At 68.0% G+C, this 12,254-nt stretch carries 11 protein-coding genes; 6 read left to right on the top strand and 5 right to left on the bottom strand.

Annotated elements, in window-relative coordinates; genetic code table 11:
• Positions 1-1,635: aldolase/citrate lyase family protein (locus D7V77_RS35095; protein ID WP_233597426.1), on the top strand; the 1,635-nt coding region annotated here is incomplete at its 5' end.
• Positions 1,636-1,695: 60 nt separating this feature from the next.
• Here D7V77_RS35095 and D7V77_RS45160 read toward each other — a convergent pair.
• The gene (locus D7V77_RS45160; protein WP_233597425.1) at positions 1,696-3,447 is read right to left on the bottom strand and encodes an MSCRAMM family adhesin SdrC; all 1,752 of its coding nucleotides are present in this window, start codon (positions 3,445-3,447) and stop codon (positions 1,696-1,698) included.
• Between the two features lie 239 nt (positions 3,448-3,686).
• Between D7V77_RS45160 and D7V77_RS35085 the strand changes: the two genes are divergently transcribed.
• Together D7V77_RS35085 and D7V77_RS43390 are read left to right on the top strand one after the other, a co-directional pair.
• Positions 3,687-4,115 carry a tellurite resistance TerB family protein gene (locus D7V77_RS35085; RefSeq protein ID WP_120580628.1) on the top strand — a complete coding sequence of 143 codons (429 nt, stop codon included), beginning with the start codon at positions 3,687-3,689 and terminating at the stop codon, positions 4,113-4,115.
• Between the two features lie 794 nt (positions 4,116-4,909).
• A complete protein-coding gene (locus tag D7V77_RS43390) occupies positions 4,910-5,422 on the top strand; it encodes a hypothetical protein (RefSeq protein WP_139920183.1) in 513 nt (170 codons plus the stop codon).
• 31 nt (positions 5,423-5,453) lie between these two features.
• Here the strand turns inward: D7V77_RS43390 and D7V77_RS35070 are convergent, their stop codons facing one another.
• Positions 5,454-5,831, bottom strand: a complete 378-nt coding sequence (locus tag D7V77_RS35070) for a cytochrome c oxidase assembly factor Coa1 family protein (RefSeq protein WP_158624550.1) — start codon at positions 5,829-5,831, stop codon at positions 5,454-5,456.
• 307 nt (positions 5,832-6,138) lie between these two features.
• Between D7V77_RS35070 and D7V77_RS35065 the strand changes: the two genes are divergently transcribed.
• A complete protein-coding gene (locus D7V77_RS35065; protein ID WP_120580624.1) occupies positions 6,139-6,489 on the top strand; it encodes a nuclear transport factor 2 family protein in 351 nt (116 codons plus the stop codon).
• A gap of 198 nt (positions 6,490-6,687) precedes the next feature.
• Here the strand turns inward: D7V77_RS35065 and D7V77_RS35060 are convergent, their stop codons facing one another.
• The 3 genes from D7V77_RS35060 to D7V77_RS35050 all read right to left on the bottom strand — a co-directional run bounded on the left by D7V77_RS35060 (position 6,688) and on the right by D7V77_RS35050 (position 9,721).
• Positions 6,688-8,022 (bottom strand): CotH kinase family protein, encoded by a 1,335-nt coding sequence (locus D7V77_RS35060; protein WP_158624549.1) that lies wholly within the window; start codon positions 8,020-8,022, stop codon positions 6,688-6,690.
• A gap of 138 nt (positions 8,023-8,160) precedes the next feature.
• Positions 8,161-9,375 carry a methyltransferase gene (locus tag D7V77_RS35055; RefSeq protein WP_120580622.1) on the bottom strand — a complete coding sequence of 405 codons (1,215 nt, stop codon included), beginning with the start codon at positions 9,373-9,375 and terminating at the stop codon, positions 8,161-8,163.
• Between the two features lie 70 nt (positions 9,376-9,445).
• A complete protein-coding gene (locus D7V77_RS35050; protein WP_120580621.1) occupies positions 9,446-9,721 on the bottom strand; it encodes a hypothetical protein in 276 nt (91 codons plus the stop codon).
• Positions 9,722-9,808: 87 nt separating this feature from the next.
• On the opposite strand from D7V77_RS35050, the gene D7V77_RS35045 reads away from it, so the two are divergent.
• Both D7V77_RS35045 and D7V77_RS35040 read left to right on the top strand, forming a co-directional pair.
• Positions 9,809-10,138, top strand: a complete 330-nt coding sequence (locus D7V77_RS35045; protein WP_120580620.1) for a DUF3592 domain-containing protein — start codon at positions 9,809-9,811, stop codon at positions 10,136-10,138.
• A 404-nt stretch (positions 10,139-10,542) separates the two neighbouring features.
• Positions 10,543-12,254, top strand: a 1,712-nt coding sequence (locus tag D7V77_RS35040; RefSeq protein ID WP_147452258.1) for a hypothetical protein, incomplete at its 3' end; no start/stop codon positions are given.

Genomic DNA, 12,254 nt, shown 5'->3' with positions numbered 1-12,254 from the left:
GGTGGGGGGCGCCTGTTGGGATTGATGCTCGGGCACGGCGACCTCTTCCGGCTGACGGGCGCGCTGCCGCACGCGGAGCTCACGCTCGCGCATCCCCGGAGCATGGTGGTGATGGCGGCGCGCGCGGCGGGCATCGAGCCGTTCGATACGCCGTACACGAACGTCGCAGACCGGATCGGCCTGGAGCAGCACTCGGCGCAAGGCCACGTCCACGGCTTCACGGGCAAGTGCTGCCTGCATCCGGATCAGCTCGACACCGTGAACCGTTGCATGACGCCCACGGCGTCGGAGCTGGCGTGGGCCCGGAAGGTGACGCAGGCGCAAGGGCAGGGGGCGCTGGCGACGCTGACGCGCAAGGTGCCGGGGCTCACGGCGTCCGGTGCGGGTGGCGCGGCGGAGACGGAGGGGATGGCTGTCGTTGACGGGGTGCTCGTGGGGCCTCCGCACCTGAAGGCAGCGCACCGGATGCTCGCGCTCTGTCCTCCGGCCGTGCTGGCCATGGAGGCGGAGCCTCGGGTGCGGGGACGCCGCGTGTCGCACGCGCTCCACCGCCCGCCCAGCCCGGACGACGTGCTGCCCAACCCGTACGAGATGACGGTGACGGCGGGGATGCGCGACCTGTGGGCCCAGTGCTTCTATTCACACGACCGGGTGGTGACGAGCGCGCCCTTCGCGGCCCGGCTGGGGCTGTCCGGTCCGGACGCTCCGCCCCTGCCGTTCATGATGGGCCTCTACCTGGCGTGCAGCATGTCGAGCACGCACGGCGCCATCTATCACCTGGGCTTCCGCGACGCGCGGCAGCTGGCGCCGCTGCGGGTGGGGGACACCTTCCGGCAGGAGATCCAGGTGCGCTCGGTGCGCAACACCGGAGACGGCAAGCGCGCCGTGGTGACGACCCACCGCCGCATGCTGCGCGTGGGGGACGACGTCCCCGTCTTCACGTTGGACAAGCTGGAGCTGTATCGGCGCCAGCCGGAGTCCTTTGGTCCGTCTCCTTCCGCGGCGATGCAGGGGTCGGAGGAGCTGGGGATGGCCACGGCCTTCCGGGATGCGCTCACGCGGCGGCTGGAGGACGTACCGCCGCGCGCCGCCCCCGCGACGTCATTCGAGGAGGGCGAGCTGCTGCTGCACGGCTTCGCGAGGCCGCTGGGCGTGACGGCGAACCTGGCGCTGTCGACGCAGCTGTTGGTGACGCACCCCATCCACCTGGACCATCACCGCTTCGACCTGGGGCATGGCCGGGGCGTGGTGGTGAGCGGAGGGCTGGTGGTGTCCATGACGCTCGCGGCGGCCGCGAGGGACCTGCATGAGGTCCTCTGGGAGGAATTGCTCGCGGCGGACAACCTGCGTCCCGTGGCGCCGACCCAGACGGTGGGGGCGCTCTCGTATGTCCTGTCGCGCAGGCCGGTGGAGGGCCAGGCGCACCTGGAGGAGCTGGTGGTCCGGACGCTCGGGGTGACGGACCTCACGCCGTCCGAGGAGCTGGCGGACACGGTCCTGCCCCGGGCGCTGTTCCACATCGTGGGGGAGCGGCCCTCCGCCTACGACGCGTTCTGCCGGGAGCACGGGCTCCAGGCGCTGGAGGGCCGCGTGGTGTGTGTGGCCACGCGGCGCCTCTTGCGACTCAAGGGCTGACCGGGGCTCCCCCGGCCTTCCCGAATCGGAGGGCCGGGGGAACGTGTGTCAGGACCGCGCTCAGTTGTTCTGGAGGGTGTCCATCGAGGGGCAGTAGGTCGCGTACCCGTGGCCGGAGACGGCGGCGCCGTTCTCGTAGGTGGCGTTCACGTCGAAAGCCACGAAGTGCTTCGCGGGAGGAGGCGTCCCGGCCTTGATGCAGCTGGGGCAGAGCGAGGCCGCCACGGGCGTGAAGGTGAGGCTCGTGTCGCTAGTGGCATACTCCTGCATGAGCGCGCCATCGAAGTCGAACAAGTACGATGCCGGTCCACCCGCCGTGGAGCCCGTCTGCGGGGTTGTGTCCACCGGTGCCTTCACCCATTCGAGAGTGGCGATCTGCGGCGGGAGTGGCCCTGTCGGCGACGGGCACTCATCCGTCTCGCCGTTGCTGAGTTCGAGCACCAGCCTCCACGGATCCGCGGCGGTCGTCGGCTCCACGTAGCCGAAGTAGGCGTGGTTCAGGGCCACCTGGTTCGCGTCCATCTGGGCCGTGACGGTGGTGTCCTGGCACGTGCCCTCGCAGGTGCCGAAGGGGTCGGTGCCTGCATCAGGAGTGGTGCCCGCGTCGGGAGTGGTGCCCGCGTCTGGCTCAGTGCCTGCGTCCGGTTCGGTGCCTGCGTCGGGTCCGTTGTTCAGGAGGCGGTCGATCGAGGGACAGTAGGTGGCGTACCCGTGGCCGGAGATGGCGCCGTTCTCGTAGGTGCCGTCCACATTGAAGGCCACGAAGTGCGACGTGGGAGGCGTCCCGGCCTTGACGCAGCTGGGGCAGAGCGAGGCCGCCACGGGCGTGAAGGTGAGGTTCGTGCTGTGAACGAAAGGAGGCCAGTCGAGGAGCGCGCCATCGAAGTCGACCAGGGTCGCGGTCGGTCCCCCCACCCCCGAGGAACCCGTCTCCGGAGTCGTGTCCACCGGCACAGTCACCGAGTAGACGTTGACGAGCTGCGGAGGGGTCGGCGAAGTCTCGGACGGGCACTCATTCGTCGATCCGTTGTTGATCTCGATCCACAGCGTCCACGGGTCCCCGGCGTTCGTCGGCTCTTCGTAGCCGAAGAAGGCGCGCGGCAGGACACGCTGGTTCCCGTCGATCTGAACCGTGACGGCGGTGTCCTTGCACGTGCCCTCGCAGGTGGTGAAGGGGTCGGTGCCCGCGTCGGGAGTGGTGCCCGCGTCGGGAGTGGTGCCCGCGTCGGGAGTGGTGCCCGCGTCCGGTTCAGTGCCCGCATCGAGCTCGGTGCCCGCGTCGGGAGTAGTACCCGCATCGGGCTCGGTGCCCGCATCCACCTCGGTGCCCGCGTCCACCTCGGTGCCCGCGTCCGGTTCAGTGCCCGCATCCACCTCGGTGCCCGCATCCACCTCGGTGCCCGCGTCCGGTTCAGTGCCCGCATCCACCTCGGTGCCCGCGTCGGGAGTGGTGCCCGCGTCCACTTCGGTGCCCGCGTCGGGAGTGGTGCCCGCGTCGACTTCAGTGCCCGCGTCGACCTCAGTGCCCGCGTCGACTTCAGTGCCCGCGTCGACCTCAGTGCCCGCGTCGACCTCAGTGCCCGCGTCGACTTCAGTGCCCGCGTCGACCTCAGTGCCCGCGTCGACTTCAGTGCCCGCGTCGAACTCGGCGCCAGCATCCAGCTCGGTGCCTGAGTCGGGCGGGGTGCCTGCATCGGGCCTGGTGCCCGCATCCGGCGGTGTATCGCCGTCATCGGAGCCACAAGCTGAAAGGGTAGGTACGACCGCGAGGGAGAATATCAACAGGGGGAGAATCGAGAGTCGCAGGGTCATGCCGCGGATTGTCACGGGTTCAGTGACGAGAAGCGAGGGGGCTTGGCCTTCTGCGTCACCGCCTCGTGGCGACAAGCCTGAATTGTCCCCAACCCGTGTTCCTCGTGCGGGGACCGGCGTCCGGCTGAAACCGTTTTCGCTCCTCGTGGGCCGCCACTATCCTGCGTGAACGAGCAGTCCGGCTCCGTGGCCGGCGGTGAGCCCTCCGCCAGCCGAATGCCGCCTACCCAGGAGATGACATGTCGAGCGAGTACCCCCAGGAGCAGTTGCTGGCGTTCGTCCAGGCCATGGCCAACGTGGCGGCGAGCGACGGCCGCATCACCGAGGAGGAGCGCCAGCAGCTCGACGAGGTGGTGCTGAACATTGGCCTGTCGCCCCGCGACCCGCAGGTCGCCGCCATCATCGAGGCGGAGTTCCAGAAGCCCGGCCGGCTCACCGACATCGTCAGCAAGATTGAAATCCGCGAACTGCGCGCCTCCCTGCTGCGCATGCTCGTCGAGGTGGCCTGTGCCGACGGAGAGCTCGCGGCCGAGGAGCGCGCGTCGGTGAAGGAGGCCGCCACCACCTTCGGTTACGACGCCTCGGTCGCCGACGAGCTCGTCAACTGGACGCTCGACTCCATCAAGCTCGATCAGCGCGAGCGCGACATCATGTCGAAGCTGCTCTGACGAGCCGCCCGCATTCCCAGTTCCTGTCGCCGCCGACCCCCGCGCGCTGTGGCTGCCGAAAAAACAGAGGCGCTCGGAGGTCGCGGCCATCCACGAGGTCCGCGACGTGCCCGGGACGCTCAACGGCTCCAGCGATGGGGGCTCCCGTGGACATCTCGAACACCGCCCCCGCCACGTCTCGATGCAGCTGCCGAGGGTGCGGCCAAAGCCCCTCCGGCGCATGCCCGCGACAAAGAATCGCTCGCCCACGACCCGGAGGCCGGAGACCGTGCGCAGCACACTCGGGCCGTCGTTGTCCAAAGTGAGCCGCTCCTCGCTCGAGCCCGCGACGTCGTTGCGAACCTTCAGCACGCCGTCATAGCCGAGGTAGACGGCACGTCCCGATCCTCCAACTCACGGGCGACGCCGGCAACGTAGAGAGAGCCGTCGTCCAGTGCGGCGCCGTAGTTGAAAAGAAAGGGGCACGTCGCGGGGGCTGCGTTCATGAAGCGTCTGATGCGGATGCTGGCGAGAAGTGGCGCCGCGTATGCCCCGCGATTGGAACCGATCAACATGCGTCATTCATCCGTCGAGGTAGCGTCGATGCGAGTGCGGCGAGCGTTGGCGTACTTGAACGAGGCGGGAAGAGTGCGAGCGAATCTGGAGCACCTTGGGCTTACGGCTCTGGCGGCCCGCGTCAGCAGCACTTCTTGTGTGTATGCTGTCGGCTCGCGATGCCCCCGAGAGCGGGTGTTTCCATGCGCTCATCGAAGGCAGGCAGCGCGTTGTCGTGCCTGGCGCACGAGGAGAAAACCATGAAGCGTATTGTCTCGACGGTCGTTGGATGCGTGCTGTTCCTGGCATGTAGTGTGCCCCCGGAAGAGAGCGGGGTGGAGCCTCTGGGAAGTCTGTCGTCCGCGTTGTGCAACACGTCGACCCAGTGCGGAACCGGTCAGGTGCTCCAGTGTTCGGGGAACATCTGTAGCTCCATTTCCGCGACTTCGATCACCTGTGATGGCATCACCGTCACCTGTAGTGGTAGCGGCGGCAGTGAATGTGTCATCAATGGTGTTGCGTACCCGCACGGTTCGGAAAACCCATCCAACCCTTGCCAGTGGTGCTACGCCAACATCAGCACGACGTCCTGGACCCACGCCCCCGACGGCGAGATCTCCACGTCGGTGTGCAAGGGGAGCGACCCCATCGGCACCTGTGGGCTCAACGAGTGCAGGGGGCGGCCCTGTGACCCGAACGGAGACTGGCAGGAATGTGTGGCGCGCTGCGCGAACGGGCAGATTTCCTGCGGCTTCGGTACCGGCGACAGCTGAAGCCGGCCCGGCGCTGGGCAATGTCGTGCACTCAATGCCGGCTGTACCCCCCGACGTCCACCGCTTCGCCGTTGTCCGCCACCACGCGCAGCCGGCTGAATCCCCAGACGTCGTCGGTGCGCACGGCCTTCACCTCCAGCCGGCCGTCCTGCCTGCTGCCGGAGAGGTTGATGGTCATGTTCGCCTGACCATCCTTGTTCATGAGGTTGAAAGAGCCGCTGAAGAAGCTGCTCGCGCTGATGGGCGCCCCCAGCAGCCTGACGACCCCGGGATGGTTCTCCACCCGGGAGATCGCCTCGGCGTAGGGGAGCTCGGACCGGATGCCGAGGCACATCAGGCCTCCGCTGCCGCAACACAGCAGCGGCAGGCCCAGCAGCCCCGCAAGCACCCACTTCGTGGTGGACGACATTCCCTGTTCCTGGCGGCGACGGGGCATGCGGTACGTCCTTTCCAGTGTGCGAGTCCTGTGGAACGCCTCCTAATGCTGCCCCAGGCCCGGCGAAAGTCGGGCTGGTCCGCGGAGGCCATGGGGGCACGCTTCCCTTTCCCAAACGCTGCTCGTCGGCGTGGTGGGTTGTGAGCTGGATGGTCACAGCCATCGGGCGGCGTGAAGCGGGTCCTTGCGCGAACAAACCTGACACAGGGTTGTCCGAAGCCGGGAGGATGCTCACGTCCATGCTCGACGGACTCTTCCGTCGAGCACCTGGAGGCCGAGCATGAAACGTCCCGTGGAAGTGGTGCAGGCGTACTTCGATGCGTGGAGCGCGAAGGATGAGTCGATGCTGCGGGACACGCTCGCGCCCGACGTGAGCTTCGTCGGCGCGCTCGGCAAGGCGGAGGGCGCGGAGGCCTGCGTGAAGGGGCTCGTCAACGGCATGTGGAAGGTGTCGCCCCAGGTGACCGTGCTTCACCGCTTCGTGGACGGCGACGACGTGATGACCTGGTTCGAAATCCATCCCTCGGGGCACGAGCCCGTGCCGGTGGCGAACTGGAGCCACGTCGAGAGCGGGCGCATCACCCGCATTCGCGTCACCTTCGATCCGCGCCCCTTGCTTGAGAAGCGCTGAGCCCGCGCTTCCCTGCTTGCCCCATGGGCAGATGCGCAAGGCCCGGGGCGCTCAAGCGCTCCGCGACGACCGTTTGAGACCGCCGTCAGCTCCGGGGGGCTCAAGCGCTCCGCGAGCAGTGGAATCTGTCCACTGCGCACTCCCTGCGTACTGACGGGCTGGGCCGGGTCGCGAACGCGCACCCTCACCCGCCCTGAATCAGTGGAACTCCTCGTCCAGGAGCGCCCAATGGGCATCCACCCAGTCACGGAGGTACTTCACCTCGTCCTCGAAGCCGAGGAGGTCCGTGCGCTGGTTCCATCGCGGGAAGTGGCGATAGGCCTCACCCCAGTGTGTTTCATCCTTCCGTGCCGCGCGGTCGACCTCGGCGGCATAGGTGGCGATGAGCCCCTGGACGACGTCCCGGTGGAGTGTGGTGTGGAGCAGCGTGTGGAGGCGCTCGCGGAGGGGGTGGCGGATGGCGGGGTCCTCCAAAATCCGGGCGAGCAGGAGGTTCTCCACCGTGAAGGAGGCACTCACGTCCGGGGCCTGTCGCGTGGTGTCCCAGTTCTGCCCGAAGCTCGCATCCAGGTCCCAGGGGATGTAGCGCCAGCGCCGCGCCTGCCCTTGCGCGCGGAAGTGGTAGGCGTTCTTCGTCACGGAGTCGGACAGCGCCGCCAGTCGCACCAGGATCCACCAGTCCTCGTAGTCCTCCACCTGCATCCAGGCGCCGCGCTCCGCGCGGAAGCGCTCCGCAGGGGTCCCCGCCACGAAGTCGGTGAGCTGCTCGATGCTCGCGTAGGCGCCGGCTCCCTCCTCGGGCTCGCCCTCCTTCTTTTCGTAGCCCAGATGCAGTGAGGCCTTGGGCCTGCCGGACGCGTCCCGCCGGGAGAAGTTGGCGTCGGGGCCCACGGCCTTGAAGAGCTCTCCCTGGACATCCATTCCCTGCGCGGAGAGCGAGTGACGGTCGACGTGGTCCGCCACCGTGTAGAGCCCGTGATAGCGCCCGTTCAGATAGACGACCGCGCTGAAGGTCTTCACCTGGAGGTGGTCGGGAGACATGAGGCCCCACAAGGTGAAGCCCAGCCTCGCGCGGAGGTATGAGTTGTCATTGAAGGAGCTGATCAACACCACCTTGCGCCGGCCAGAGAAGCCAGCCGCGAGCAGGGGCTCGTCGAAGGACTGCCCGTCGCGGAAGTCGAGCGTGAAGCTGCGCTTGGGGAAGTCCTTGGACGTCGCGCCGCGATACCGGGCCCGGGAGACGTAGCAGCGGCCGCGATAGAAGACGCGCGCCGCCTGGTAGTCGTCGTCATCCGGCAGGGAGTCCGCCACGTAGAGGTGGAGCACCGGCAGCCCATCCTCCTCGACGTAGCGGCGCGGATCCTGTCCCAGCGAGAGAGCGGCGTCTTCGCGGGCGGCGCCCTCCGTCCCGGTGCATTCGGGAACGGCGGACCCCCAGGGCCCCTGGGGCTGGCAGCCGGACGCGGCCACTCCCAGCGCCAGCACCAGCAGGGCCGTGGCGACGTGCGGGGACCCCCGCCTCGCTTGTCCCATTTCCTTCCTCCTCGCCACGAAGCGAGCCATGCGTTCGCCCCAATATGGCTCCCCAGGTGGCGGTGGGTCGTGTCCCCGGGGACGAGGCTCTTGTCGTCCCGCCATCACCTCAGCTCGGGCGCTCGGCCCGGCACGGGCTCAAGCGCTCCGTGACGCGATGAGCGCGAGGTTGCGCGGAGACAGGCGTGGATCGAAGAGCTGGAGGAACTCGACCTGGAAGCCCAGCTCCTCCAGGAGGAGCGCGCGATCGAGCAGGAGCACGACCTCCAGCGCCCGTGCGAAGCGGTCCCTCAGCAGATGGCAGAGCAGGAGGTCTCGCGTCTCGGCGCGAACAGACACCTCGAAGGCCTCCAACTCGGCGTCCGTCATGTTCGCATCGAGGCACAGTCGCTCCAGGCGGTCCCGCGCGTAGGCGGCGAAGCGTCCGGCATAGAGCGCCCGGGGCGCGTCTCCTGCCCTGACGAAGCCGCGCTCGGGAAAGCGTTGCCTCGACAGGAGATGGAACGCGAAGCGCCACGCGTACACCTGCTTCATCCGCGCGAACTCCACCTCGGTCTTGTGATGCCGTCCCCGCGTCGTCAGCGCCAGGGCATGCGGGGTGAAGGGCAGCGGATGGGCGCCTCCGAAGCGGGAGACGGGGAAGTCTCGCGGGGCCTCCAGCTTGTCGTAGCAGCAGCCGATGTTCAGGACGAAGCCCGCCCCCTGGCTCTTGCGGAGCTGCGTGAGGGCGAGCGGTCCGCAGGTGTGCAGACCGATGGAGGCCCGGTCCCGGCCGGAGAAGAGCGGATCGATTCGCGGTTGGGGCCCGTCCTCGACGGAGGCTTCGATGAAGCTCAGGGTGTCCTCACCCGGGGAGGGGGTTCTCCCCAGCCACCGCCGTCCCTTGTCCTGCAACGCGGCGTCCCGGTCGATGCTGTGGAAGGTCCACCCGAACGTCCGCGCACAGAGGCGGGCAAGATGTCCCATGCCGCCGCCAATATCGACCGCCTGCTGGATGAAGCGCGTCCTGGGCGCGAGCAGGGCGAGCACCCGCTCGAGCTCGTGGGTCTTCTTGACGCTGAGTCCCTGCGTCTGCGCGACCGTCAGCGGATGAGCGCCCTGGTGCCAGGGCAGCGCCGTCAGCTCCTGGAGCGCGCCCACCAGCGCGGCCAGTGACGGAGGCGGTGCGCCCACGAGCACTCCTTGGTCCAGCTGTCGCTCGCCCGCTTCATCGAGCGACCGGGCGTAGGCCAGCCAGTCCTCGGGAAAGGCGGCGCCGGACCCAGGCCAGCCCTGGAGGATGGAGCGGGACCAGAGAGGGGACCAGGGCCGGAGTTGGTGCGTGAGCGCCTCGAGTCGCGCCTGGAAGTCCATGTCCGCGCATCCTACCCGGGCTCCCACATGACACAGCGTCTCCGCACCACAGGTCGCTCTCCTCGGTCAACTACTTGAGGACCCGGAGGTGCTTGCCCACCTCGACATCCCGGCTGTCGCGGGCGAGTGAGCCAAGCAGTGGAATCTGTCCATTCAAGTCGTTGTGATAACAGGTCTTGGACAGCTCGATATCGCCCAGCCACATGTCGAATTGTCCCGCAGGCTCCATCCGCGGGCACGCCGCCCAGGGGCCGAAGCGCCGCGCGAATTCTTCGAGCAGCCGCTGCCGGACCCCGGCGGGAGCGTGCTCCCCTTTCGCATAAGCTCCGCGCCCCGTGCCCACCATGCCCGCTGACGCGTTCGCTCAACAGGTTCGGCAACACCTCACCTCGCTCCAGGCTTCAAGCGTGGCGCCTTCCGGCTGCCGGCAGAGGTGAGCTGGGTCGCGGGCGGAGAGGACTTCGAGTACCACTTCAAGGAGGGCAACGAGCTGGCCAGGTTGCGCGACAAGGAGTTCCGTCGCAGGCACATGTTCCAGCTCTGGGTTCTCATCCGCCCGGAGGACGGAGGGGAGCCCCTGGAGATCGGGCTCAGCACGGGCAAGGCCTCCAAGTTCAAGCATGGAGACAGGGTCCAGGTGCTCTACAACCCGAAGCAGCCCCGGCACGTGGTGCTGCCCGGGGAGAACCTGTGGGTGGGACTGATCATCCTGGGAGCCATCGGGCTCGTGGTCCTCGGTGCCCCCTTTCTTGTCGGTCTGTAGGGCCCCTTGCGCGCACAAACCTGACACCGGGTTGTCCATGCTCGACGGACTCCTCCTTCGAGCACAAGGATGCCCCCGCTCCCAGGAGTGAAGGTCTGCGTCGTGTATTGCGTCCTGGCAAGACGCGGCTGCGTTCGGTTGGCCCGCAAGCGAGGCCGCGCGGCTCGTCTCCCAGGCGTCAGCGTGTGGCATGAAAAGCGCAAAGTGCTGGCGGCAGTACTCCACGAGGAGCGATTCGGGCTGTCGCTGATTGTTGGCGGGCGGACCTGTGCGTTCCCGGGTGAGCAGGTGGAGGGCTTCCGCTTCTCCCTGCATTGCCATCGCGGTCGGAGACGGGGGTTCAGTGCTCCTGACGCGGTTCGGAGATTCGAGGGGGATGCATGACCGAAATGGAGCAGAGGGGGATGCGGCCGTGGGACGCGTCCACGTGGGACGTGAACCCTCAGTGGATTCACGCACTGGCGTGGGTACACGAACTGAGCGAGAGCCAGGGGCCACGGAAGTTGCTCTACGAGAAGGAACGGCTCGCAGCGCAAACTGAGCGCCTGCGCGGGTTGATCCAGGATTGGAAGGTGCTCTTCCGCGAAGGGCAGCGTCCGAAGAAGGCGCAATACTCGAAGATCGACAAGTTCATCCTGGAGTTGTCCCTGGCCCTCGAAAGGGTCGCCGCCGCGATGTTGAAGGGACAGCAGCGGCTGACCGATGTCCTCGCGCATGCACGGCGGGTCCGGAAGCGCGGCGATCTTCAGGCGGCGCTGTATCTGGACCATGGCGTCGAGGCGGACGTCGCCTACCTTCTCCAACTGGTGAAGCTCGAAAGAGATCGGGAGCGGCAACTGTATGAGGGCGGCTCCCGGCCGCGGCTCTGGGCGAGCCGGGGCCCCGGAGGCGCTCGGGATGACATCGCTCTCGCCGAGCGACGCAGCGACGCCCCCGCCGTCTGGCGAAGCATGGTGGACGTGGAGTTGGTCAATGCCATCGAGATGCTCGAGTACAAGCTGAAGCGCATCGAGGACGTGGATGGTTTCTGGACCGGCCTGGCCCGCGAGTGTGCCCGGTGGGCCGAGCCCCGCGAGACGCCGCAGGCGGAGTTGCGGGAACTGGCTCGCCAGCATCAGGCTCGGATGGGAGCCCTGGAGCGGCGAAAGCGAGACATCCTCCAGGAGTGGAGTCAGGCCAACCGTGAAAAGGTGGAGGCCAAGGCGCTGGGCGTGGAGAGGCAGAAGGAGGAGGCGCGCCGCGAGTTCGAGAAGCGTCGCGCCGCGCTCGAGGTGCGAATCGCACACGCGGACTCCGCTCCCAGCGCCCCTGGCCGGCGGTTCGCGGAGCAGTGGCTGATGGCCAAGGTCGGGAAGCCCGTCGACATGGCGCGCTTCGTGGATGCGGGGCGGGCGCAAGCCAGGAAGGAGCGTGATGCACTGGCGCGGGAGTGGACCCAAGCCCAGCGTCAACACCAGACGCGAATGGGAGCCCTGGAGCGGCGAAAGCGAGACATCCTCCAGGAGTGGAGTCAGGCCAACCGTGAAAAGGTAGAGGCGAAGGCGCTGGGCGTGGAGAAGCAGAAGGAGGAGGCGCGCCGCGAACTGGCGGCTCTGCGCACGCGATTCGAGGAGCGAATCGCGGAGGCCGAGACGCGGGTGGCTTACCCTCCCTTGCCAGACCTTCCTCTCGCGGCGATGAGGGCGAAGCTGGAGCTCGCGGGCTTCCTGCTGCTTCCCTTGCCGCTTCCCATGGGGGGCGTCTTCCCCTCTCGGGATTACTGTGTGCTGGAAGGACAGCTGAGCAAGCAGGCCCGCTTCGCCGCGCTGGTCCAACACGCGAACGCGTTGGTGCGCAAATACCGCTTCCTCGCTGCTTCCGAAGGCCGGCTGGTGCAGAGAGACCTTGGGTGCTTCTGCATCATGTTCGCCGAGGAGCCGACGAAGGATGGCCGGCACACGATCCACGTGCCCTTCTTCGGCATCTCCGGCGGAGGCAGTCATGGGTTCCGCGCGGACGACTACCTGCGGAAGCTGGGCGTGCCGGAGTTGACGGCGGACGAGCAGGGCCGCAAGGCGATGGGGGCGGCGGGGCTGCGGCTGGTGGGGCGCTTCTTCGCGCTGCGCGGGTTCTACGA

The sequence above is a fragment of the Corallococcus sp. CA041A genome, assembly GCF_003612075.1.
Taxonomy (GTDB): Bacteria; Myxococcota; Myxococcia; order Myxococcales; family Myxococcaceae; genus Corallococcus; species Corallococcus exiguus.
Note: the sequence above shows the minus strand (reverse complement) of the source record. Positions and strands in the feature narration are given on the sequence as shown.

Coding starts and splice junctions, on each gene's coding strand:
- D7V77_RS35070 (WP_158624550.1), bottom strand. CDS start 5,831: ATGTCGTCCACCACGAAGTGGGTGCTTGCGGGGCTGCTGGGCCTGCCG.
- D7V77_RS35060 (WP_158624549.1), bottom strand. CDS start 8,022: ATGGGACAAGCGAGGCGGGGGTCCCCGCACGTCGCCACGGCCCTGCTG.
- D7V77_RS35055 (WP_120580622.1), bottom strand. CDS start 9,375: ATGGACTTCCAGGCGCGACTCGAGGCGCTCACGCACCAACTCCGGCCC.
- D7V77_RS45160 (WP_233597425.1), bottom strand. CDS start 3,447: ATGACCCTGCGACTCTCGATTCTCCCCCTGTTGATATTCTCCCTCGCG.
- D7V77_RS43390 (WP_139920183.1), top strand. CDS start 4,910: ATGAAGCGTATTGTCTCGACGGTCGTTGGATGCGTGCTGTTCCTGGCA.
- D7V77_RS35065 (WP_120580624.1), top strand. CDS start 6,139: ATGAAACGTCCCGTGGAAGTGGTGCAGGCGTACTTCGATGCGTGGAGC.
- D7V77_RS35050 (WP_120580621.1), bottom strand. CDS start 9,721: ATGGTGGGCACGGGGCGCGGAGCTTATGCGAAAGGGGAGCACGCTCCC.
- D7V77_RS35085 (WP_120580628.1), top strand. CDS start 3,687: ATGTCGAGCGAGTACCCCCAGGAGCAGTTGCTGGCGTTCGTCCAGGCC.